This window comes from Pseudomonas azotoformans (assembly GCF_001579805.1).
GTDB classification, from domain to species: Bacteria; Pseudomonadota; Gammaproteobacteria; order Pseudomonadales; family Pseudomonadaceae; genus Aquipseudomonas; species Aquipseudomonas azotoformans_A.
The window spans coordinates 3,832,320-3,855,764 of the sequence record NZ_CP014546.1 but is presented as its reverse complement, the minus strand read 5'-3'; the positions used below and the strand labels follow the sequence as shown (position 1 = coordinate 3,855,764).

Genomic DNA, 23,445 nt, shown 5'->3' with positions numbered 1-23,445 from the left:
ATCTCTTTGTTAAACGAACTTGAACGGTTTTGAACTATGCCCGGAATCCGTACTGCTGCACAAGCCAAAGCCTGGCTGGAACATCAAGGAAAGTCAGTTCAAGCGTTCGCCCGCGAACATGGCGTTGATCCGGCAACCACTTATCAAGTGCTCGCTGGGCGCAAAAAGGGACGGCGTGGAGAGGCCCATAAGGTGGCGGTCCTTCTGGGCATGAAAGAAGGGATCATCCTTGCTGAGGCAGATGGCCAAAACAACGATCAGGAAGTCGTCTCCTGAAGTCAGTATGCGCTTATTAGGATTGAGTGCATGGTTTAGCTTGATTGGCAGGCACGCTCCATGCGCCAGAAGCAGTCTTCCTCACCGACAATGCTCAACCCCATGCGCTGATAGAGCCGCCTGGCCGGGTTGGTCTTGAACACGGTCAAGCGCAACAGGCCCAGCGCCTGTGCCTTGAGTGCCATCTGTTCCAACACCCAACTGCCCGCGCCCAATCCACGACACGTTTCGAGCATATGCAGCTCTCGGATGTAGAGCGCGCGGCTATCGCGGCTCAGGCTGATAAAGCCCATTACCGCATCATCGTTGCAGATCAGCCAGTTTTCACGGCCGGCCCAAGCGACATCGAAGCCATCGTTGGACCAGATCAGGTCGTATTGCTGGTAGTAGCGGCTCATGGCCTCGATGGTCAGTGTTCGGGCGAACGGCAGGTCCCGATCAGTTGCGGCGCGCAGTTGGAACGCCATTTAGACAGGCACCACTTGGCCAGCCCACTGCCCACCCTCGCGACGCGCAATCACCAGCGAGTCGCCGACACCGGAGGCGGCGGCGACTAAGCCGCCATCAGCCGCCCAGATAGCGCTGCGACCCGCGCAGACATAACCACCGGATGGACCACCATGGTTGGCCATCAAGACCAACAGCCCATGTTCGGCCGCATAGCCTTGGAGCAATACGCTATCAGTCGCGTAGCCGCCCTCGCTGATCAACACGCCGGCGGCATAAATCGTAGCACCTGCCTCAGCCGCCCGACGTGGATGGCTGGCATGAGAGAAGTCCGCGCATACCGCTAAAGCAATCCGATCATCCCACCACTCCAGGGCCGAACCGCCCTGCCCTGGGACAAACGCAACCTCTTCACCTGGGTGCAGATGCTGTTTGGTGTAGATCGCCAGCGAGCCATCCGCCCCCAGCACCAGTGCACCGATCAACACGCCCACGCCAGGCGCTAGGTGGATAGGCATGCCCACTACCGCTGTCAGTCGCAACTCCCGCGCCATTTCGCGCAGCGGCGTCAAGACCGTGTCGCCGGGCTCAATCGCTAACTCGGCCGCCAGGGACGGTTCATAACCTGTCAACGAAAGCTCCGGAAACACCAGCAACTGCACGCCCTGCTTGGCGGCTGCACGCATGAACACCAAGTGCCGCTCAATATTGGCCGGCAGATTGCCCGGGATAGAAACGGATTGTGCAGCAGCAACGGTCAGGGCGGTCATGGTCGCGTTCCAGCAATCATTGTCAGAGTGTGATCAGCATATCGGCACTCTCCCATAGCCGTAAGTACTCCAAGGCAATAGAAATTTCTGATTGAAACCACCCGTGCGCGTCGAGTAAGCTCTGCCCATCATTTGGAGACACACCATGTTGCAACTCACCCGCACCCAGGTTTGCCCTGCTACCAGCGCCACGCGTTCGGTGTCGGCTACCCGTGTGAACGGTTCGAGCGCACTGGTCAGCTTTTATTTTGGGTATTGGTTTAGCCACTGGCGCGCCTGATACCTGAAATCGGCGCCCACTACTCAAGGGGTCGCCTACCAGAGAAATCTAACCCCCGGTCGGCTCCCCGACCGGGGGTTTTGTTTTTTCAGCCTCTAACACTTTTTGAAGAACACTTAAAGGACACACGACATGAACTACGCCACCTATTACCGCTACGACACCTCCACCGCATGGCGATTTAGCCAGCTCCGCTCGGGACAGCCTGCCGCCTCCGATCGGTCACCTCTTGGTGGCAAGCCAACACACGTAGCCAATACGGCCAATTGTCGAACACCCCAGTAGGGCAGAGCGCGCGGGAACAGCCCGCCGCTTGCCCAGGAAGCCTTGAATATGAACTCTGCCACCGCCGCTCTGCCGATCTCTGCACTGACCAGCGCCAACGAAGCCCTGACCCAGCGCCTGCCCAGCTCCCTCGAGCTCAAGCACCAACTGCCCCTGAGCCCGTTCCTCAACGAACAAGTCCACGCCCATCGCCAAGCCGTGCGCGCCATCCTCAATGGCGAAGATTCGCGTTTGCTGGTGATTGTCGGCCCGTGCTCGATCCACGATCCGGAATCGGCCATGGAATACGCGCGCAACCTGAAGAAACTCGCGCTGGAAGTCAGCGACCAGATGCTGCTGGTGATCCGCGCCTACGTCGAAAAACCGCGCACCACCATCGGCTGGAAAGGCCTGGCCTACGATCCTCACTTGGATGGCAGTGATGACATGGCCGCCGGCCTCACCCTGTCCCGCGAACTGATGCGCGAAATGCTGCGCCTGGGCCTGCCAGTCGCCACTGAGCTGCTGCAACCTATGGCAGCCGGCTACTTCGATGACCTGCTCAGTTGGGTCGCGATTGGCGCGCGCACCACCGAATCGCAGATCCACCGCGAAATGGCCAGCGGCCTGGGCATGCCCGTAGGCTTCAAGAACGGCACCGACGGCGGTGTCGCGATTGCCTGTGACGCGATGCGCTCGGCGTCCCACCCGCACCGTCACTTCGGCGTCGACAGCCAGGGTCACCCGGCGATCATCCAGACCCCAGGCAACCCCGACACGCACTTGGTGCTGCGCGGCGGTCACCGTGGACCGAACTACGATGCGCAAAGCGTGGCGCAGGTGAAACACGATCTTGCCAAGTCCAAGGTAGCGGCGCGCATCATGGTCGATTGCAGCCATGCCAACAGCGGCAAGGACCCGCTGCGTCAACCGGCAGTGTTCAACGAGGTACTGGAACAACGCCTGCAAGGTGACACTTCGTTGATCGGCATGATGCTCGAAAGCCACCTGTTCGAAGGCTGCCAGCCGCTGAGCGCATCGATGAAGTACGGTGTGTCGATCACCGATGGCTGCCTGGGCTGGAGTGGCACCGAGCAGCTGTTGCGCAGTGCGGCACAGCAGTTGCGCGCACAAGGCTAAATGACCAAGGCGCTGCTAAAGCGGGTACAGCGCCTCATCAAACTGCTCAAGCTTCGGGAACACCAAGGGCTGCTCATCCGCCAGCCCTTGCAGCCGTTGCTCATACCCCACCAGGAAACCCCGCCGTGCCTCGTCGCTGATATACGGCACATGCCAGGCCACAAACGGTGGCATCACGTCATACCCCACATACGCCAACGTCCCGCGCAGAATTGGCCGCAACATGTCCTCCAGCGGCCCATGAATCGCGCCCTCACCGAACATATGCTCGCGCCCGCCCAGGGTCACCGTGACCATCGCGCGCTTGCCTGCCAGGCCGCCTTGATCGTAAAAGCGCTTGCCGCCGTAACACACACCCGACACCAGCACCCGGTCGATCCACCCCTTGAGCATGGCCGGCGCCGAGAACCAGAAAATCGGAAAGTTGAGGATCAGCAGATCTGCCCACAGCAGCTTGTCCAACTCGCCCTGGATGTCCGCAGCGATCGACTGCTTCTTCACCCCCATGCGCTGCTCCAGAGCGTACACCAGGTACTCGGGGTTTTCCCGCGACGAAAAGTCCGCTGCCGACGCCACCGGGTTCCACTGCATGGCGTACAAGTCGCTGACCTTTACCTCATGCCCCTGGCCTTCCAGTGTGGTCACCGCCTGATCGCGCAAAGCCGCAGTGAATGACTGTGGCTCAGGGTGCGCGTGAACAATCAGAACTTTCATACAAACTCCTCAAACGGTGTGCGCCGCCCGTTGGGCCAGCAAGTGATCGAGCCAATCCGGGTCCATCTCGGGCTCCGATGAAAACAACAGCCCGGTGTAGTCCTGGTACGGCGGGGTGAAAATCTCGCTGCGGCTGCCCTGATCCACCACCCTGCCCCGCTGCATCACCACCACCTCATCGGCAATGGCACGCACGGTGGCGACGTCATGAGTGATAAACAGGTAGGCCACGCCCAGTTGTTGCTGAAGGCGGTTGAGCAACTTCAGCACGCCCTCGGCCACCAGCTGATCCAGGGCCGAAGTGACTTCGTCGCAGATGATCAGTTGCGGGTTGGCCGCCAAGGCACGGGCGATGCAGATGCGCTGTTTCTGGCCGCCGGACAATTCCCTTGGCTGGCGCTCCATGAACACCGCCGGGTCCAGTTCGATCATCTCCAGCAACTCGGCAACGCGAGCGCGCATCGCCTTGCCCTTCAGGCCCAGGTAAAACGTCAGCGGCCGGCCGATGATGTCGACGATGCGCTGGCGCGGGTTCAGCGCCGTGTCGGGGATCTGGTAGATCATCTGGATCCGCCGCAATTGCTCCTTGCTTCGCTGACGAAAGTCGGCCGGCAATGCCTCGCCGTCATACAGCACCAGCCCCGCCGTGGCCGGCAGCAGTCCGGTGATCAGACGCGCCGTGGAGCTCTTGCCGCTGCCCGACTCGCCGATCACCGCCAGGGTCTGGCCGCGATAGAGCTTCATCGACACCTCATGCAGCACCGCTTGATGACCGTAACTGGCGCTCACCTGCTGCACCTCCAATAACGGCACTTGCTGGTCCGGGCAGGCCTTGGGCTCGGTGCGAAAACTGCGCACCGCCCACAAGGATTTGGTGTAGTCCTGCTGCGGCTGGCTGAGCATGCTGCGGGTGTCCGCCTCCTCCACCAGCTTGCCGTGACGCAACACCATGATACGGTCAGCCATCTGCGCCACCACCGCCAGGTCGTGGCTGATGTAGAGCGCGGCGCTGCCGTAGGTTTTCACGGCATCGCGGATCGCCGCCAGCACTTCGATCTGAGTGGTGACGTCGAGGGCGGTGGTGGGCTCGTCGAAGATGATCAGGTCCGGGTGGCAGGCCATGGCCATTGCAGTCATGACCCGCTGCAACTGCCCGCCGGAGACTTGATGGGGATACCGTTGACCGATGGTTTCCGGGTTGGGCAGGCGCAACACACGGTACAGTTCCACCGCTTCACGCTCGGCCTGGGCGCGATCAATGCCACCGTTGATCACCGCTGTTTCGACATGCTGGTCGATCAGGCGATGCGCCGGGTTGAACGACGCCGCCGCGCTCTGCGCCACATAGGCAATGCGCAGGCCGCGTAATTTGCGCAGCGCCTCGGGCCTGGCCTGCAATAACTGGATACCATCAAAACACACCGAACCACCGGTGATGCGGCAACCGTCCCGCGCATACCCCATCGCCGCCAGCCCCAGGGTGGATTTACCCGCCCCCGACTCGCCAATCAAACCCAGCACCTCGCCGCGTTTCAGGGTCAGATCAATGCCCTTGATCAGGGGGTGCCAGGCGTCTTCGTAATGCCCTTCGATCTGCAGGTTGCGGATTTCCAGCAATGGCTTGTCCATCCTCAACACTCCTTCAGGCCGCTTGATTTGTGCAGCATCCAGTCGACGACAAAATTCACGCTGACGGTGATCAACGCCACCGCCAGGGCCGGCAGCAACGGGCTGATGTCGCCAAAGGTGATCAACACCGCGTTGTCACGCACCATGCTGCCCCAGTCCGCAGTGGGCGGCTGAATGCCCAGGCCGAGGAACGACAACGCGCTGATGAACAGGAACACAAAGCAGAAGCGCAGGCCGAATTCGGCAATCAGCGGCGCGGCGGCGTTGGGCAACACTTCGCGGGTAACCAGCCACCACAGGCCTTCGCCGCGCAGGCGGGCGGCTTCGACAAAATCCTGCACCACCACGGTCATTGCCACGGCACGGGACAAGCGAAACACCCGCGTCGAATCCAGCAAGGCAATCACCAACACCAGCGACGTGGCGTTGGTGCCCACAACGCTCAGAATCAACAAGGCGAAGATCAGCTGCGGGATCGCCATCAGCACATCCACCACCCGCGACAAGCCCTGGTCAATCCAACCGCCCTTGATCGCCGCCACCAAGCCGCTCAAGCCCCCCAGCAAAAACGCCAACGTGGTGGTCAGGAAGGCGATACCCAGCGTGTTGCGCGCGCCGTAGACCAAACGGCTGAACATATCGCGCCCCAGGTTATCGGTGCCCAACAGAAACTGGCCGCTCCAGGGCGCAAAGCCCTCGCCCACCACCTGGGTCTCGCCATAGGGCGCCAGCAACGGCGCAAACACGGCCACAGCGATGTACAACAGAATAATCAGCAAGCCGAACTTGGCGCTCAACGGCGCGCGGGCCACTTGGCTCAACAGGTTCATGGGCTACCCCTTGGGATGCATCAGGCGTGGGTTGCTGGCGATGGACAACACGTCCGCCCCGGTATTGAGCAGGATATAAGTGGCGGCAAAGATCAGGCTGCACGCCTGCACCACCGGGATGTCGCGCTTGGACACCGAGTCCACCAGCAACTGGCCGAGGCCCGGATAGACAAACACCACTTCGACCACCACCACCCCCACCACCAGATACGCCAGGTTCAGCGCGATCACGTTGACGATCGGCGCCAGCGCGTTGGGCAGCGCATGCCGCCAGATAATCCGCGACTGGCGGATGCCCTTCAGGCGAGCCATTTCGATATAGGGGCTGGCGAGCAGGTTGATCAGGGACGCGCGGGTCATGCGCATCATCTGCGCGATCACCACCAGGCTCAGGGTTGCCACCGGCAACACCGAGCGTTCCAGAATCGTGCCAAACGTGGCATCCGGCGCCAGGTTCGACAGGCTGGGGAACCAGCCGAGTTTCACCGAGAACACCAGGATCAGCAGGTAGGCGACGAAGAACTCCGGAAACGACACGGCGCTCAACGCCGAGGTATTGAGCAGCCGATCGAACCAGCTGTTGCGGTACAGCGCCGCCAGCATGCCCAGCACCAGCGCCGTGGGCACCGAGACCAACGCCGCCAATGCAGCCAGGCTCAGGGTGTTACCCAATCGCGCACCGATCAAATCGGCAATCGGTCGCTGATTGGCCAGCGACGCACCCAGGTCACCGTGCAGCAGGCGCAGCAGCCATTGGGCAAAGCGCGTGAACGGCGGCAGATCCAGGCCCAGCTGCGCCCGAAATGCCGCCACGGTTTCCGGCGTGGCGGACTGCCCGAGCATGGCCTGGGCAATATCCCCCGGCAGCATGCCCACGGCGAGAAAGATGACCACCGACACGGCGAACAACGACAGCACACCCAGTGCCAGGCGTTGCAGGACCAGCTTCAACAGGCTATTCATGGTGCCACTCCTCAGGCCTGCCACCACCGCTCGATCAACCGCAGCCCATCCAACTCACCATAGGGCGCGGTCAGCGGCCCGTGGTTGACCTTGTTCGAGCGCGCCGCCACCGAGCTGGCAAACAGCGGCACAATCGCCCCGCCGTCATCCCGGCACAGGGCCTGCATTTCGTTGTACATCTCCTGGCGCAACGGCGCGTTCATCTCGCCACGGGCGGCGTTGAGCAGTTGGTTGAAACGTGGGTTGTCCCAATGGGTTTCATTCCACGCCGCGCCTTTGGCGTAGCCGATGCTGAACATGCGGTCGGCGGTCAGGCTGCTGTACCAGAACGAGGTGGTGAACGGCTGCTTCATCCACACATTGGAGAAGAACCCGTCGGCGGGTTCACGCACCACATCGATGTCGATACCCGCTTGGCGTGCCTGCTCCTTGAACAAGACCGAGGCGTCCACCGCACCGGTGTAAGCCGCATCGGAAGCCTGCAGGCGCACCTTGAGCGACTCCACACCGGCCTTGCGCAGGTAGAATCGCGACTTGTCCGGGTCGTAGGCGCGCTGCTCCAGGGCCGCATTGATAAAGCGACTGCCGGGCTGGATCGGGTGGTCGTTGCCCACCAGGCCGTAGCCATGCAGCACGGAGGCCAACAACGTCTCGCGGTTGATCGCATGCTTCATGGCCATACGGATGTCGTTGTTCTTGAATTCATTGCTGTCGCACAGCATCGGGAAGGTGTAGTGCTGCGCGCCCTTGGTTTCTTCGATCACCAGACCGGGGTTGCGCTTGAGCAGCGCCACGGTTTTCAGGTCGACCTTGTTGATCACATCCACCTGCCCGGTGACCAGCGCATTGACCCGCGCGGCGCCGTCGGCGATGGCAAGCAACTCGGCGCTGGCGAAGTGCGCGCGACCGGGTTTCCAATAGTCTGGGTTGCGTTCCAGGTCCATGCGCACGCCGGGTTCGAAGCTTTTCAGGCGATAGCCACTGGTACCCACGCCGGCTTGCCAGTCCGCCACGCCGTCCTTGGCGGGCATGATCACCAAGTGGTAATCAGCGACGACATACGCAAAGTCGGCGTTACCCGAATGCAACTCGAACACCACCGCATCGCTGCCCTGGGCGCTCACGCTGGCGACATCACCCAACACGGTCTTGGCGGCGGAGGTGGACTTGGCGTCCAAGTGATGATTGATCGAGACCACCACGTCGTCGGCGGTCAAGTTTTTGCCGTTGTGGAAGGTCACACCAGGCCGCAAGTGAAAGGTCCACACCCGCGCATCAGGTGTGGATTCAAAGCGCTCGGCCAGTTCGGGAATCGCGCTGCCGTCCACCGCGATTTCCGTAAGGGTGTTGTACACCGCCGAGAAACCGACAAAGGTGAAGGTATCGACCCAGGAACCCGGATCGCGGGAATCGGTGGTGCTGCCACCGGCCAGGCCCAGGCGCAATACACCGCCCGCTTTGGGCGTGGCGTCGGCGGCAAAGGCCTGCAACGGCAAGCCCATGGAGAACGCCGCAGCCACCGCGCCAGCCACGGCGCTGTGTTTGAGAAAGTCGCGGCGGTGCATCGCTTGAGTCATTTTGTTGTTGTTTTCGCTCATGGTCTTGTCTCTCTAAAGGTCAACAGGCACAGGCATGTTTCAACTCGATCAAGGTCACGCCATTGCGTTTGAACGCGTTGCGCAGGTCCGTCTGCAATTCATCCAGGGTGCGGGGCTGGTTCACGGTGCAGCCGAACGCCTGGGCGAACAGCGCGAAATCCGGGTTGCGCGGCAGCACGCCGATGGGCTCGATATCGAGGCTCAACATGTCATCGCGAATCTGGCCAAGCGCGTCGTTGTTCCACAACAGCACCACCAACGGGCTGTCCAGTTCTTCGACGGCGGTGGCCAGTTCCTGGGCGGTGTAGAGGAAACCACCGTCGCCCACCAGCACCAAACCCGGCCGCTGTGGCGCGCCAAACTTGGCGCCGATACCTGCGGGCAGGCCGTAGCCCAAGGTACCGTAGCCGGTAGGATGCAACCAGCTGCGCGGCGCACGGCTGCGGTAGGCGTAATTGCCGGTGTAGGCCAGTTGGGTCATGTCGCTGCTGATGAACGCATTGGCCGGCAATTCGGCTTCGATACGGTCGAGAATGGCTTGGTGGATGGACTGCAAGGGGCCGTGCCCCAACTCGACTGCCTGCAACAACGCCCTCACTGTCGAAATGGCGGCTTCAGCGTCGCGCGCTGTGGCCGGCAGGCGCTCCAGCAAGGCCTGCACGGTCTGCTGTGCATCGCCTTTCAGTGCCACGGCACAGGGGTAGAAATCATTGAATTTGCGCGCATCGATATCCACCCTCAACAACTCGCCGTTGAGCGGCAAACGCTCACGCCAATAGTCGGTGTCGGCCATTTCCGTGCCGATTGCCAGCACCACATCCGCCTCGCTGATCAGTTGCCAGCCGGGTTCGACGCACAGGGTGGAGCCGGCATTCAGCGGGTCATTGATGGGCAATAGACCCTTGCCGGCCACGCTGGTGAAGAACGGCGCCGCCAACTGGGTGCTCAACCGTTGCAAAGCCTCGCCCGCCGCCAAGGCACCGCCACCGGCAATGATCATGGGTCGCTTGGCCGTCGCGAGCTTGGCCGCAGCTTGATCCAAGGCATCGGCCGACGGCAAGCCACGACCAGGGCGGCGTACGACCTCATTGCTCCAGTCGCGCAGGATCGGCGCCGCCAACACATCCAGCGGCACCGAGATATGCACCGGACGGGGTCGTTCGCTGTCGAACACCGCGTAGGCGCGGGCGACCAGTTCAGGCAAATCCTCAGCACTCAGTGCCACCGCCGAAAACGCGGTGATCGGCGCCGTGATCGCGCGTTGGTCCTGGGTCTCATGCAGGATGCCCCAACCCTTGCCGAGGCTGGCGGTGCTGTTGACGCTGGAGATCACCAGCATCGGAATCGAATCAGCGTACGCCTGGCCAATCGCGGTGGCGGCATTGGTCACGCCGGGACCGGTGATCACAAAGCATACCCCCGGCTTGCCACTGACCCGCGCGTAGCCGTCAGCCATAAAGCCGGCACCTTGCTCATGCCGTGTGAGCACATGGCGAATGCCACTGCCGGGCAGGCCGCGATACAGCTCCAGGGTGTGCACACCGGGAATGCCGAAGACCGTGTCGACGCCATAATTGGCCAGCAACCGCACCAGGGCCTGGCCGCCGGTCAGGGTGTTATCGCGCATGTTCATCTCCTAGACGGATCAACGCATCGACCGCCGTGGCGCCCTGGGCATTGACCAACAATGGGTTCACATCCAGCTCCAGCAATTGCCCGGCATTGGCGCAGGCGTAGTCGGCCACGGCCCGGATGGCCGCCACCAGCGCCTCCAGATCCGCCACTTCACGCCCGCGAAAACCCTGCAATAACGCGGCACTGCGCAGGCTGAGCAAGGCGTTGCGGATGGCACTGTCGGTGGTCGGCAACAACAGGCTGCGGCTGTCCTTGAGCAGCTCCACCAGGATGCCGCCGGCACCGATGACCAGGGCCAGGCCAAAGTCGTTTTCGCGCTTGATGCCCACGATCAACTCGGCTAATGGCGGCGTCGCCATCGACTCCAACAGCAATTGATCGAAAACGACATGCGGCGCATAAGCCGAAAGATGCTCGCGCATCTGCTCAAGTGCGGCGGTCAGGGCCATGCCGTTCTGCAGGTTCAGCACCACGGCACCGGCCTCAGTCTTGTGCGGCAACTGCGCGCTGACCGCCTTGAGCACCAACGGATAGCCCAGCAGTTCTGCATCACTGACCGCCCTTCCCGGCGTACTCAGCACGCCGGCGGGTGTGGTCAGGCCGAACGCACGCAAGGCTTGCTTGGAAGCCCACTCGTCCAAGGCCCCGCCACTGTCATCCAGGGCTTTTGGGCACAAGGGTTCGAGGATCGACTCGCCTCGCTCCAGCAACACGCGCCGGTTGCTCTGGTAGTCGGCAATCCGCCCCCAAGCCGCCAGTGCATCCTCTACGCCTTGCAGCGCGGCGATCCCCTGAGCATGCAGACGCTCGCGGGCATGGGCCGGCAGCAGCTCGGGAAACGCCGAGGTGACAAATCCGGTTTTGCCATGCCGGCCGAGAGCGGCGCAGAACAGCTCCAGCAGCAGGTCGCACTCCTTGCGCTCGCCAGTGAACTCAGCCGGGTAATCCAGCACCAGCATGGCGGCATCGGCGTCGGTTCGTAGCGCGGTGTCAAGCATCGTGTTCAGGGCATCACGGTCGCCCCAGATGGCGGTGGTGAAATCCAGCGGGTTGACCAGGTTGGCGTAGCTGGGCAGCACCTGGGCCAGTTCAGCGCGTTGGTCTTCGTCCAGTTTCGGCAAGGCCAGATGATTGCGTTCGGCATAGTCGGCAATCAGCCCCGCATCGCCACCCGAACAGGCCAGTGCAATCAGGCGGTTGCCCGCTGGAAGATTGCCGCAGGCGGCCGCCTTGAGGGTTTCGACAAAACTTACCGGCCCGCTCACACGGATCACGCCCAGGCGCGCAAACAGGCTGTCGTACAGCGCGTCGGAGCCGGACAATGAACTGGTGTGACTCAAGGCAAGTTCGGCGCCGATCTGCGACACGCCGGTTTTCAGCGCAATGATCGGAATACCTTTCTCCAGCGCCTTGTTCGCTGCTCGGGCAAAACCGGGCACATTCTTCAACCCTTCCAGGTGCAGGCCGATGGCGGTGACGCGTGGCTCATCAAGCAACACATCCATCAGTTCGGCAACGCCCAGTTGCGCCTGATTACCGACCGAGGCCATGTAGGCCACCGGCAGCGATCGGTCGCTCATCGACAGGTTGTAGGCGAAGTTGCCGCTCTGGGTGAGCACAGCCACGCCCTTCTCCACCGACTTGCCGCCGTGGGCCACCGGCCATAGAGCCGCGCTGTGCAGATAATCCAGCAGGCCATAGCAATTGGGGCCGAGCAAGGCCATGTCGCCCGCAGCCTTTAAGAGCTGCTGCTGCATGGCGGCGCCGCTGGCGCCGGTTTCGGCAAAACCCGAGGCGTAGCAAATGGCGCCACCGGTGCCGATAGCGGCCAGTTCAGCCACGCAGGTCAGCGTCAACTCACGGTTGGTGGCGATAAACACCGCATCCGGCCCACAGGGTAAATCCGCCACGCGGCGCACACAGGGGATGCCATCGAGGCTGTCATGTTGCGGGTTGACCAGCCACATCGGCCCGGTAAAACCGCCGTCGGCGCAGCGCTTGAGCGCGCGCGCCATGCTGCGTCCACCCACGAATGCCAGGTGCCGGGGCGCCAGCAGGCGCTTGAGGTTGCCGCGAATAGCCTGGGACATACGCTCTCCTCGCCGCTTAGCGCAACAGTGGCCGCAACAGTTCACGGGCGATGATATGGCGCTGGATTTCCGACGTGCCTTCCCAGATCCGTTCGATCCGCGCATTGCGCCAGATTCGCTCAACCGGCCCTTCATCCATCAAGCCCATGCCGCCGAAAATCTGCACCGCCTCATCGGCAACCTTGCCCAGGGTTTCGCTGGCAAACAGCTTGGCCATGCCGGCCTCGCCGTCGGTCATGCTGCCTTGGTCCATTTTCCAGGCGGTGTGCAGGGTCAGCAATTCAGCGGCGCGAATCTGCGTGGCCATGTCGGCCAGCTTGAAACTCACGCCTTGGTAGGTGCCGATCGGCTGGCCGAACTGTTTGCGGTCCGCCGCCCATTGCAACGACACATCCAGCGCGCGCTGGGCCTGGCCGACGCAGTTGGCGGCCACCATCACACGGCCAGCGGTGAGCCAGGCGTTGGCCACTTCCCAGCCTTTGCCCACTTCGCCCAGTACCTTGGACGCCGGGACGCGGCAGTCGTCGAAGAACATTTCATAGGTGTGGTAACCCCGGTTGCTCACGCACTTGGGGCCACGGCGGATGGTCATGCCAGGCGTACCCCGATCCACCAGGAACGAAGTCACCGCGTTGCGCTGTCGGCCGTTGTGTTCGTAGGTATCCGTGACCGCAAACACGATGGCGAAATCGGCGTGCCCGGCGTGGCTGATGAAGTGCTTGCTGCCGTTGATCACGAAGTCATCACCACTGCGCACGGCGCGGGTCTTGATGGCATTGGCGTCGGAACCGGCGCCGGGTTCGGTCAAGGCAAAACAGTCGATTTTCTTGCCTTGCACACAGGGCAACAGGTAGTCGCCAATCTGTGAGCCCGTGCACGCCATCAGGATCTTGGAGGGCCGCGCGACAAACACATGCAGCGCCCACGAGACTTTGGACAACTCACGCTCGATCAGCGCCTGGGACAGGTAGTCCAGGCCACCGCCACCCACCTCTTCCGGCATGTTGAAGGCGTAGAAACCGGCAGCAATCGCCTTGTCACGAACGTGCGCAGCCAGCTCCGGCGAGACCTCATCGGCACGGTCTACCGCCTCTTCATGGGGCAACAATTCCTTGGCAACAAAACTGCGTACCGCGTCCACCAACATGTCTTGTTCTTGGCTGAGTTGGAAATTCATGGCGCTACCTGTTCGGGGTGTTGTTATTGGCCGGAGAAATTCGGGAGGCGTTTTTCCAGGGAGGCACGCAAGGCTTCGGCGCCATCGGCACTGCGTCCGCACAACAGGCCAGCGGCCAGTTCGGCCTGCAGTTGCTCGGGCAGGCTGCGCTCGGCGCCGTCACGGATGAGGGTCTTGGTCTGAGCGAAGGCGAAGGTCGGGCCGTTGGCCAGGCGCGTGGCGAGTTCGGCGGTGTGGGCGTGCAGTTGATCATCCGCGACCACTTCACCGACCAGGCCGGCAGCCAGGGCGCGGTCGGCGCTCCACAGCTCGTCAAGGAACAGCAGGCGCTTGGCCTGCTCGCCGCCGATCAGGCGCGGCAAGTGCCAACTGGCGCCGGCGTCGGGCGAATAGGCCATGCTGGTGTAACCGGCCTTGAAGCGCGCCGATTGGGCGGCGACGCGCAGGTCGCAGCACAGCGTCAGGTCCATGCCCGCACCGACGGCGGTACCGTTGATGGCGGCAATCGTCGGTTTGTCGAGGGTGTGCAGGCGGGTCATCAAGGCGTGAGCGGTTTCGGTCCAGCCGTAGGTTTCGAGGGCGCCACTGGCTTCGGCGTCGGCCCACTCGGCCAGGTCGGCACCGGCGCAGAAGCTGCGCCCGTTGCCGGTCAATACCACCACACGCACCGCAGAGTCGGTGTTGAAGGCATCAAGCAAGGCGTGCAGGTGCTTAAGGGTGGGGATGTCCAAGGCGTTGCGCTGGGGGCCACGGTTGAGGGTGATCCAGGCAACGCCAGCTTGCACTTGAGTGAGCACGGGCGAATCGGTAGTCATGGCTTCCTCGAATTATTTTAGTTGGCTTGAGGGGTGCGACATGAGGCGATACTAAACAAGTGTTCAGTAAGAAGGCAATCGGCAAACTGCAAATATTTTCAGAAGGGGAAATGGCCGACCTGAACCTTGCGTTCAGGCGGCCGCAGAAGGCTCAGGGCTTGAGCTGATAACGCTGGCGACCACCGGCCTGCAGGCCATCGACCCAGGCTTCGCAGATCTGGATACCCTGCTCTGGTGTGAACGTGCCGGGATTGAGCCCCGACTCCAGCCACAACCCGTCGAGCAGCGCGCTCAGGCCGATGGCGGCCAGATCGGCGTCGAAGTGCTTCCAGCCCTCCTCCCTGGCCATGTCGGTCAGGGCCGAACGCATGATGGTGCGGTACTCGCCATAGGAGTGTTCGTGAGCCAGGTTGATCGCCGGCGCGGTCTTGACCGCGCCCCAGAACACCAGCCAGGCATCCAGCAGGTGCGGGTCAAGCAATTCGGCGGAAAACGAGCCACGGAACAACGCCGACAGGCGCTCACGCGGGTTCGGCGGCGCCTTGGCCATGGTTTCGCGCAGCAGGCTCATGACCTGGTCGGTGATGGTGCGGTAGGCCTCCGCCACCAGCTCATCCTTGCCCGAATAGTGATGACTGATCAGCCCCACCGACACCCCGGCCTCGGCGCTGATCTTGCGGATCGACGCCCCCTGGAAACCATCACGCTTGAGACACGTGAGCGTGGCCTGGACCAGATTGGCCTTGCGCACTTCCGGGTCCATCCGGGAAAAACGGGATTCCTGGGTCATGCGGCAAATTCCTACGATTGAGTCGGCATCACGACTCTACCTCAGTCGCGATAGCCCGGCGACACCCGATCCAGCATCCGCAGTAACGCCGCCCAGGCCAGTTGCATGGCGTCCAGGTCGACCAACTCACCCTCTTCCAGCGGTCGCCCAGGGTTGTTGAATTGCTGCTCGGTGTAGGCGCAAACCTCGGCGGACGGTAGCACCAGCTTGCCGCACGCCTGGGCGGCGATCTGGATATCGCAGGCCTTTTCCAGGTAATACATGCGCAGGAACGCCTGGCTGACGGTCTCGCCCACCGTCAGCAAACCATGGTTGCGCAACATCAGCACCGGCTTGTCGCCCAGGTCCCGCACCAGCCGCTGTTGCTCATCCATGTCCAGGGCCACGCCTTCGTAGTCGTGGTAGGCGACCTTGCCGTAGAACTCCATGGATATCTGGTTTACCGGCAATAACCCGCACTCCAAGGCCGCCACCGCACAGCCGGCACGGGTGTGGGTGTGCAGCACGCACTGGGCGTCTTCGCGGGCGCCATGAATCGCGCTGTGAATCACGAAGCCCGCCGGGTTGACCGCGTAAGCCGAGGGCTCCACGGGGTGACCGTCCAGGCCGATCTTCACCAGGCTTGATGCAGTGATTTCGTCGAACATCAGCCCGTAGGGATTGATCAGGAAGTGATGCTCGGGCCCCGGGATACGCACCGAAATATGCGTGAAAATCAGATCGCTCATGCGGTAGTGCGCAATCAATCGGTAGCAGGCGGCGAGCTGTTCACGCAGCTGCTGTTCGGTGGAGTGAGTCATTTTTATTCTCCAGGCACGGGGTTGATGAAGGCGACGCTAATCCAGTCGCCAGTAAAAAAACAAGTTGATTTTTTACTGGCGCTCGCCTCCTATAGAAAAATAACAATAACAGCGCCTGGAGTATCTGCACCATGTCGCACCCGACCTTTCCCCATCTGTTCGAACCGCTGGAACTGCGTGGCAAACACCTGAAAAACCGCATCATGTCCAGCGGGCATGACACCTCTATGCCCACCGATAACCGGGTCAATGCGCAGTTGATCGCCTATCACCGCGCACGTGCCGAGGGCGGCGTGGGGCTGATCGTGCTACAGGTGGCCGGGGTGCATGACAGTGCGCGGTATACCTCCCATGTGCTGATGGCGACCGACGACAGCTGCATTGACGGCTACCGCGAACTGGCCGAGACCTGCCATGCCCACGGCACTATGGTGCTGTCGCAGATCTTCCATCCGGGACGCGAAATCATGGAGTCTGCCGATGGTCTGCTCGCCGTGGCGTATTCGCCATCGGGTGTGCCCAATGAACGCTTTCGCGTGATGCCACGGGCGCTGGACCAGGCGATGATCGACGAGATCGTCGCGGGTTATGCATCGGCAGCGAGGCGCTTGCATGAGGCGGGGATCGATGGGGTTGAGGTGGTCGCCAGCCATGGGTATCTGCCAGCGCAGTTTCTCAATCCTCGGGTAAACCGGCGTACCGATGATTACAACGGTTCTCTTGAACATCGACTGAAGTTCTTGAGGGAAATCATCGAAGCCGTCAGGGCCGCCACCGACGAACAGTTCATCATCGGGCTGCGCATTTCTGCAGATGAGCGCGATGCCGAAGGGCTCACTGAAAACGAGTCCCTGGAAGCCGTTCAACACCTGCAAACCCAGCTGGATTACGTGCATATCGTCGCAGGTACATCAGCGTCACTCGGCGGCGCGATCCATATCGTGCCACCCATGGCGATTGCCGCTGCGTACCTCGCCAGCGAGGCGGCGACGTTCAAGGCCAGTCTGTCGATTCCGCTGTTCGTCACCGGGCGTATCAACCAGCCCCAGGAAGCCGAGCTGATATTGGCGCGGGGCCAGGCCGATGTCTGCGGCATGACGCGTGCGTTGATCTGCGATCCACTGATGCCGACCAAGACCCTTGCGGGCCGTGCCGAAGATGTACGGGCGTGCATCGCCTGTAATCAAGCCTGCATCGGTCACTTTCACAAGGGGCTGCCGATCTCCTGTATCCAGCATCCCGAGACCGGCCGCGAGTTGGTGTTTGGTGAGTTGCAACAGGCAGTGAAGCCCAAACGCATCATGGTGGTGGGCGGTGGCCCGGCGGGCATGAAAGCAGCGGCAGTCGCCGCGCAACGCGGGCATGATGTGACGCTATACGAAGCCAGCGGGCAATTGGGCGGGCAAGTGTTGCTGGCCCAACTGCTGCCACGGCGCAGCGAATTCGGCGGGGCCAGTACCAACCTGCAACGTGAAATGGAACTGGTCGACGTACGCGTGGTGCGCCATACCCGTGTCGACCGTGCGCTGGTGGAACAGGAACAGCCCGATCATGTGATTATCGCCACCGGTGCCGAGCCTTATTGGCCGGCCTTCGAACGCGGCGGCGAACTGCAAGTGGTGGACGCATGGCAGGTGCTGCGCGAGCAGGTCACGTTGGGCCGCTCGGTGGTGGTGGTCGATTGGCGTTGCGACTGGATCGGACCCGGCATTGCCGAGCGCCTGGTGCGCGCCGGCCATCAGGTGCAATTGGCGGTCAATGGCACGCACTGTGGGGAAAACCTGCCGCTGTATGTCCGTGATCTAATGGCCGGAGAACTGCACCGGCTGGGCATCCCGATCATCCCTTACGCCCGCCTATATGGCTGCGATGACACCACGGTCTACCTGCAACACACCGCCAGCGGTGAGCCAATGCTGTTGGAAAATGTCGATACCCTGGTGTTGTGCCAAGGCCACCAGCCAGTAGACACTCTGGCCGCGGAGCTGCAAGGCTTGGTGCCCTTTGATCGCATCGGCGACTGCCTGGCCCCGCGCACCGCCGAAGAGGCGATCTACGAAGGACTCAAGGTAGCGTGGAACCTGTGACAGACAATCCCCAGCAACTGTTTCTCGGCACGCGCATTCGTGGGCTGCGCAAGGCCCGTGGCCTGACCCTCACGGCCCTGGCGCAGGCCAGCGAATTGACGGCCGGTTACCTCAGCCAGTTGGAGCGTAACCTGGCGTATCCATCGATTCCGGCCCTGTTCAATATCGCTCGTAGCCTGGGCGTGACCATCCAGTGGTTTTTCGCCAGCGAAACCGTAGCCGCTGTCGAGGACGAAGGCTATGTGGTGCGCAAAGGCAACCGCCAAAGCATTCACTACGAAGACGGCATCGTCGACCAATTGCTGACGCCGTTGCCCAACCACCAACTGGAAATGCTGCAATCAAGCTTCCCGCCCGGCACCTATAGCCAGCAGAGCTACAGCCATGAAGGCGAAGAAGCGGGATACGTACTGAGCGGCCGGTTCGAGTTGTGGGTAGGAGAGCGACACTTTCTGCTGGAAGCCGGTGACAGTTTCAGCTTCGCCAGCCATGAGCCCCATCGCTACGGCAACCCTGGCAAGGTGGAAACCCTCGTGATTTGGGTGATTACACCGCCGACGTTTTAGGCCACCCATACAAATGGAGACGTTTCCTACGGGAACTGGCGACAGTGGCAAGGCGGCCATCAATGGTGAGGGGCCCTTTCACTTGCTATAAAAATGGCTACTTCTCTGCGAGGGTGTCGCCATGTCGTTATTGCATTTGTTGTTCGGGAAGCCGACCCAGGATGAGCGGGAGCGTGCGAAAGAGGTCAAGTCCCGCAAAACCTGGAAAGTCGTGTACGGAGGCATCGGCCTGGATGCCTGCGAAGTGCTGGAGTCGCCGGGTTACAAGGACGCCATAGACCAGATACGTAAAATGGAGGCTGATCATTCATGGGTTTGCTGATCATCGTCCCCTTGCTGGTCAGCGGATACATGGTCTGCATCAGGCACCCCTTTTTCTACGTACGCCTGCACCGTTTCCAAGGACAACTGCTCTATTTGCAGGTGGCCAGGATGGGAATGGCTTGCCTGATCGTTTCGACCCTCCTGACTGCAGCCGTTCTGGCAGTGTCAAAGCAGGCGGTCCCGATCATGGGGCACGTCATTGCAACAGACTACAGCAGCTACTTGGGCACGCTATTGGTGCAGCTTGATATTGCCAGCGAAAAAAACGGCACGCTGTGGGTTTTCCTGATGCAGGTTGGCCTGACGGCACTGGTAATTCCCTTCTTCTGGTCAGCGCTCTATGTGGGCGCGAAGAAGAAAATATTGCAACTGGAAACAGACGTCCAGCTCCACTCGCTGCTGGCGCTGGGTGTCCTTGAGGGCACGCCTTTCAGAATCTTGCTGAGAGAGTCCATCGTGCAGTGCAGGCCGTGCATGTTCAGCTTGAACGATCGCAAGGTCTATGTCGGAATCGTACTGTTCGCAGGCACACCGACCGAGTCCGAAGGTGTCGATCATGCCTTCACGCTGATCCCCATACTCAGCGGTTACCGAGACAAGGACACACTGGAGGTCACGCTGAATACTCACTACTCAACTGCAGCCAACCCGCCCCCCATCACACTGATCCAGGAAAATGTCGTCTCCGCCACACAGTTCGACTTCACTCTCTGGAACGCGGTCCATACCCGCAAAACCCGCAAGACGCGACAGGGCCAGTTGCATCAACACCGCCCCGCGCGCCCGATGCACGCTGAAAGCCTCTGCGCCTGAGGCTCCAACGTCAGTCAAACTTCCAGTTCAACCCAACACGCAGCATCTGCCCATCGTTCTTGAACTTGGAATCATACCCAGTCCCTGCGCCACCGCTGCCCGGAATCACAGCGACATTCAGCTTGTCTTCACCCAGGTCGTAGTACAGGTATTCGGTCTTGAACGACAGGTTCTTGGTGATGGCCTGTTCGATACCAGCTCCCACCGTGTACCCCATTTTGAAATGGCTCTGGTCGCCGCTGAACTGGGTATTGCCTGTGGGGCCGAACATGTCGACGCTCTGGCTGGTTTCGCCATAGGCCAGGCCGGCCGTACCGTAGACCAAGGTGTGGTCGAACGCATAACCGAAGCGACCGCGCAGGGTGCCGAGGTATTTGATCTTCGATTCGAATCTGTTGTTCAGCGCCAAGCGGGTGTTGAGCTGAGCCGTGCCAATGTTTCGGCTGTCCTGCAGATCGGTATGGGAGATATCCGCTTCGATACCGGCCACCCACTGGCCGAACTGGTAGTTGTAGCCGAACTGTATGCCACCCAGCAGGCCGTTGCGGTCCAGGTTCACGCGGCCAGGGCGTGCACCGCCGTTGATGTTGGCAATGTTCGGTGCAGCCTGGCCCTTGGTATCGACATCACCATCGCCACCAAAGCCGTAGCCGGCACTCAAGCCGCCGTAGAAACCGGTCCAGTCGGTAGGGCCTTCGGACGAATAGGCATCCGCCGCCTGTGCGCCGGTTGAAGCAACAACAGTCAGTGCCGTAGCGGCAAGTAAACGCGTGATCATATGCAAAGCTCCTAGGTTTTTAGTGGTGTAACAGGCACAGCGTTGCCGCACGCCGAGGGCAACCGGCGCGAGGAATGAATTCATTTAGAGGGGTATTACTGAGCCTAAGGGCCCGGAATGAAGCTATTGGCCGAGAAAGCGGTAATCGGCGCTGTAGGGTTCCAGGTGCAATTCACCAACCTGGGCACAACTGCCGCTGAATACGCCGCCCAAGGTATGCAGACGTTCCACCGCAATCACCTGTGCCAGCCCGCCGTCGCCCTGATGGCTCACCACTTCAAGGCGCAGCAGCGGAATGTCCTGGGCACTCGACCCAGGTGCCTGGGCAATGACCTTGCCGACCACTGCGCTGCGATCATCCAGTTGCCAGGTGGGCCCGGCAAAGTGTCGGCCAACGGTCTTGCCATTGATCATCAGCGTGGCAAGCGGCTCACGAAACTGCCAGGCAAGATGATCCTTGTTATCGCGGGCACAGGTGTAGATCTGCACGCCGGCAGCCCGCACGGTCATCAGCACTTGCTTGGCCGCGCCATTGGCCGGTTCCGGCAAGTCCTGTGCCTGTGCCCGCTGCGCGTCGACCGCACAGATCACCAGCACAATCAGGCCGATCACTTGCACGACCAGCAGCGCCAGGCGATTACGGCGGGTGATGGCATCAGGATCGGTGTCACTCATTTTTCGCCTGCCAGAAGAAGGGTCAAGAAACGTCTGGTTAATCATGTTGAAGTCCGTCGGTAGCGGCTGGTTATCAGCGTCTGCAGGATGAACAACCGACCCGAACGGTTTATTCCCGACTATTTTCCAAGCCGGGCAAAAACCTCGCCTACCAGACTTCGATCTCCAGTTCCGCGCGCTGACTGGCCGGTGTCGGCACGGCCTTGCCGCTGTGCATCACACCCTGGCGTGGCGGCTCGCGCTTGAGGTTTGGCACCGGTATCCGCCCGCCTCCACGTACCGTTTGAGCACCGACCATCGCGAACTGGCCATTGGCGAAGTTCAGCCCCACGCCATTCTGGCGCTGGAAGTAGATCCACCAGCGTTCCTCCTCAAATTTCATGAACGCGAACCCGCGTGGATACGCAGCTTCGCCATAGTCGTCAAAGGTCATCGCGGTGGCCAAACCCAGGCCATGACCATCGGCACGACTGAGGTATTCCTTGCTCAAGTAGTCGCTGCCACCCTGTACGTGAAACACCCGATACGTGAGTTCATCAAGCTGGTCGATCAAGATCGAACAGCCACTGAAGTCCGGCGTGAACACATAGCCAGTCGCGCCTGGATTGACCGGAATATCGCAGTAATCACCCTGAGGAACCCAATGCCCCATCAGCGGCCGTTCGATCTTGCCGAAATCACCCGGTTTATCCAGGGTGGCCAGTCGGTACCCACCGGATTTATGACTATTGACGTCAAACACGTTGATCCCCTTCACCAGGCTTGGAGGAATGCGTTTGGCGGTCATGAAGTTCTGTTGCAGGAAGGTCTTGGTGGACGACAACGCGGTCATGCACGTGTTGGTCATAGGTGCTCCGGATAGAAGGAAGGTGCAGACGTCTCGCCAGTCCCTGCAAACGCCGTTCGAATCACGGGAAATCATCAGAAGAACACCCTCCCCGGACGCTTTATTCCATGATTTCGTTTAATCGGAATTCGTCTTTTCCATGCAGATAATTGTCTTCTTCCTACGCCCTATCAGCCGGTAGCCTTCGGCCCTGCGATGCCTTGCGCACGCACGAACACCGGCTGTTGCGACAGCATCGGTGCCTGCCCCCAGTGCTCGATAGATGGCGCCCACGTGAAAAAACTTTCGATAGTCCTCTTGCTCGCAGGCTTGCTCCAGTTGCCGCATGCCCTGGCGGCGCCAGCCACTATTGGCGTGATCGCCTATGCGGAAAAACCGCTGAAGCTGATACGCGCCACCAGCCTCTATACCGTGGGCGTCGGCACCCGACTGCAAGGGGGCGATATCCTGCAGACCGGTGCGGCTGGCGTGCAGATCGAAGGTATTGCGTCGACGACCCTGGCATTGGGTCCCGACACCCGCATCCTGATCGCGACCAACCGCACCGCCGCCCAAATCAATCTGCTCAATGGCTGGCTGAAGCTGCAACCAGTGGCGGGCAACACCCACGCCAACCTGGCGGTGACCACCGGCGCACTGGCGTTCACCGCCACCCAAAGTTCGAGCGTGATTCACGTGAGCCCACGCCAGACCGAGATATTCATCGAGGACGGCAGCCAAGTGGTCAATGAACTCGACACCCACGGCAAAGGCGAGCACAGCGTCACCCTGGGCCATGAAGACTTTGCACAGCGCAGCACCGGCAGCGCTCTCAAGATCGTGCCGCGTCCCGAGCAGGCATTTATCGACGCCCTGCCCCGCCAATTCCTCGACCCGCTGGTGCCCCTGGGCAAGAAAATCCCTGCCGCATCCGAGCCGAAAAAAGAACGTGACGTCACCTACGACGACATTGCCCCCTGGGTTGTCAGCCCGCTCAACCTCAGCCAGCAGATGCTCGCCAGCCGCTTTGCGCCGCGCCTTAACGACCCGACGTTCCGCCAGGCGGTGAAGGTCAACCGTGGCGGAGTGCTGGAGTGGGAGCTGGAGCTGTTGCGCCTGGAACGTCGCAAGAATGCGCACTGATCCCCACCACGTCGG

Annotated in this window: 24 protein-coding genes; 8 read left to right on the top strand and 16 right to left on the bottom strand. The window is 61.4% G+C overall.

The features are described 5' to 3' along the window. Positions 1–36 precede the first annotated feature (36 nt). Positions 37–276 (top strand): DNA-binding protein, encoded by a 240-nt coding sequence (locus AYR47_RS18060; protein WP_038851376.1) that lies wholly within the window; start codon positions 37–39, stop codon positions 274–276. A gap of 35 nt (positions 277–311) precedes the next feature. Here AYR47_RS18060 and AYR47_RS18055 read toward each other — a convergent pair whose 3' ends face one another. Together AYR47_RS18055 and AYR47_RS18050 are read right to left on the bottom strand one after the other, a co-directional pair. Continuing rightward, positions 312–743 carry a GNAT family N-acetyltransferase gene (locus AYR47_RS18055; RefSeq protein ID WP_061436162.1) on the bottom strand — a complete coding sequence of 144 codons (432 nt, stop codon included), beginning with the start codon at positions 741–743 and terminating at the stop codon, positions 312–314. After that, complete coding sequence (locus AYR47_RS18050) at positions 744–1,493, bottom strand: carbon-nitrogen hydrolase family protein (RefSeq protein ID WP_061436161.1); 750 nt, start codon at positions 1,491–1,493, stop codon at positions 744–746. 145 nt (positions 1,494–1,638) lie between these two features. On the opposite strand from AYR47_RS18050, the gene AYR47_RS33155 reads away from it, so the two are divergent. Next, entirely contained in the window at positions 1,639–1,773 is a 135-nt protein-coding gene (locus AYR47_RS33155; protein ID WP_257722329.1) for a hypothetical protein, read from the top strand. Between the two features lie 333 nt (positions 1,774–2,106). Then, a complete protein-coding gene (locus tag AYR47_RS18045) occupies positions 2,107–3,177 on the top strand; it encodes a 3-deoxy-7-phosphoheptulonate synthase (RefSeq protein ID WP_061436159.1) in 1,071 nt (356 codons plus the stop codon). Between the two features lie 15 nt (positions 3,178–3,192). Here the strand turns inward: AYR47_RS18045 and AYR47_RS18040 are convergent, their stop codons facing one another. The 11 genes from AYR47_RS18040 to AYR47_RS17990 form a co-directional block, all read right to left on the bottom strand. Further along, the gene (locus AYR47_RS18040) at positions 3,193–3,891 is read right to left on the bottom strand and encodes an NAD(P)H-dependent oxidoreductase (protein ID WP_033902118.1); all 699 of its coding nucleotides are present in this window, start codon (positions 3,889–3,891) and stop codon (positions 3,193–3,195) included. 9 nt (positions 3,892–3,900) lie between these two features. Then, a complete protein-coding gene (locus AYR47_RS18035; protein ID WP_061436158.1) occupies positions 3,901–5,520 on the bottom strand; it encodes an ABC transporter ATP-binding protein in 1,620 nt (539 codons plus the stop codon). Positions 5,521–5,522: 2 nt separating this feature from the next. Then, positions 5,523–6,350 carry an ABC transporter permease gene (locus AYR47_RS18030; RefSeq protein WP_028619646.1) on the bottom strand — a complete coding sequence of 276 codons (828 nt, stop codon included), beginning with the start codon at positions 6,348–6,350 and terminating at the stop codon, positions 5,523–5,525. Between the two features lie 3 nt (positions 6,351–6,353). Then, positions 6,354–7,313 carry an ABC transporter permease gene (locus tag AYR47_RS18025; RefSeq protein ID WP_061436157.1) on the bottom strand — a complete coding sequence of 320 codons (960 nt, stop codon included), beginning with the start codon at positions 7,311–7,313 and terminating at the stop codon, positions 6,354–6,356. A gap of 11 nt (positions 7,314–7,324) precedes the next feature. After that, complete coding sequence (locus AYR47_RS18020; protein WP_061436156.1) at positions 7,325–8,911, bottom strand: ABC transporter substrate-binding protein; 1,587 nt, start codon at positions 8,909–8,911, stop codon at positions 7,325–7,327. Between the two features lie 19 nt (positions 8,912–8,930). Further along, entirely contained in the window at positions 8,931–10,538 is a 1,608-nt protein-coding gene (locus tag AYR47_RS18015; RefSeq protein ID WP_061436155.1) for a 5-guanidino-2-oxopentanoate decarboxylase, read from the bottom strand. Then, the gene (locus AYR47_RS18010; protein ID WP_061436153.1) at positions 10,528–12,636 is read right to left on the bottom strand and encodes an acetate--CoA ligase family protein; all 2,109 of its coding nucleotides are present in this window, start codon (positions 12,634–12,636) and stop codon (positions 10,528–10,530) included. Before AYR47_RS18010 ends, AYR47_RS18015 begins: the two co-directional genes overlap by 11 nt. Before the next feature lie 16 nt (positions 12,637–12,652). Further along, complete coding sequence (locus tag AYR47_RS18005; protein WP_061436152.1) at positions 12,653–13,813, bottom strand: acyl-CoA dehydrogenase family protein; 1,161 nt, start codon at positions 13,811–13,813, stop codon at positions 12,653–12,655. A gap of 23 nt (positions 13,814–13,836) precedes the next feature. Then, positions 13,837–14,628 (bottom strand): enoyl-CoA hydratase/isomerase family protein, encoded by a 792-nt coding sequence (locus tag AYR47_RS18000; protein WP_061436150.1) that lies wholly within the window; start codon positions 14,626–14,628, stop codon positions 13,837–13,839. A 151-nt stretch (positions 14,629–14,779) separates the two neighbouring features. Continuing rightward, positions 14,780–15,418: a TetR family transcriptional regulator C-terminal domain-containing protein gene (locus AYR47_RS17995; protein ID WP_038851358.1), complete on the bottom strand. Its 639-nt coding sequence runs from the start codon at positions 15,416–15,418 to the stop codon at positions 14,780–14,782. A 41-nt stretch (positions 15,419–15,459) separates the two neighbouring features. Continuing rightward, positions 15,460–16,218: a class II aldolase/adducin family protein gene (locus AYR47_RS17990; RefSeq protein WP_061436148.1), complete on the bottom strand. Its 759-nt coding sequence runs from the start codon at positions 16,216–16,218 to the stop codon at positions 15,460–15,462. A gap of 131 nt (positions 16,219–16,349) precedes the next feature. Here AYR47_RS17990 and AYR47_RS17985 point away from each other — a divergent pair, with 131 nt between their 5' ends. From AYR47_RS17985 to AYR47_RS17970, 4 genes are all read left to right on the top strand, one after another. Next, a complete protein-coding gene (locus tag AYR47_RS17985; RefSeq protein WP_061436147.1) occupies positions 16,350–18,305 on the top strand; it encodes an oxidoreductase in 1,956 nt (651 codons plus the stop codon). After that, positions 18,293–18,871, top strand: a complete 579-nt coding sequence (locus AYR47_RS17980) for a helix-turn-helix domain-containing protein (protein WP_033902105.1) — start codon at positions 18,293–18,295, stop codon at positions 18,869–18,871. Before AYR47_RS17985 ends, AYR47_RS17980 begins: the two co-directional genes overlap by 13 nt. Before the next feature lie 121 nt (positions 18,872–18,992). Continuing rightward, on the top strand, positions 18,993–19,193 hold the full coding sequence (locus AYR47_RS17975; protein ID WP_033902104.1) for a hypothetical protein: 201 nt from the start codon (positions 18,993–18,995) through the stop codon (positions 19,191–19,193). Next, positions 19,181–20,008, top strand: coding sequence for a hypothetical protein (locus AYR47_RS17970; protein ID WP_033902103.1), 828 nt, complete (start codon positions 19,181–19,183; stop codon positions 20,006–20,008). The genes AYR47_RS17975 and AYR47_RS17970 overlap by 13 nt, the downstream gene beginning before the upstream one ends. 10 nt (positions 20,009–20,018) lie before the next feature. Here AYR47_RS17970 and AYR47_RS17965 read toward each other — a convergent pair whose 3' ends face one another. The 3 genes from AYR47_RS17965 to AYR47_RS17955 form a co-directional block, all read right to left on the bottom strand. Further along, positions 20,019–20,786, bottom strand: a complete 768-nt coding sequence (locus tag AYR47_RS17965) for an outer membrane protein (protein WP_033902102.1) — start codon at positions 20,784–20,786, stop codon at positions 20,019–20,021. A gap of 123 nt (positions 20,787–20,909) precedes the next feature. Continuing rightward, positions 20,910–21,461, bottom strand: a complete 552-nt coding sequence (locus AYR47_RS17960; RefSeq protein ID WP_061436145.1) for a DUF3455 domain-containing protein — start codon at positions 21,459–21,461, stop codon at positions 20,910–20,912. A 148-nt stretch (positions 21,462–21,609) separates the two neighbouring features. Then, entirely contained in the window at positions 21,610–22,308 is a 699-nt protein-coding gene (locus AYR47_RS17955) for a hypothetical protein (RefSeq protein WP_033902100.1), read from the bottom strand. Positions 22,309–22,581: 273 nt separating this feature from the next. On the opposite strand from AYR47_RS17955, the gene AYR47_RS17950 reads away from it, so the two are divergent. Then, a complete protein-coding gene (locus tag AYR47_RS17950; RefSeq protein ID WP_061436144.1) occupies positions 22,582–23,430 on the top strand; it encodes a hypothetical protein in 849 nt (282 codons plus the stop codon). The last annotated feature ends 15 nt before the right edge of the window (positions 23,431–23,445 follow it).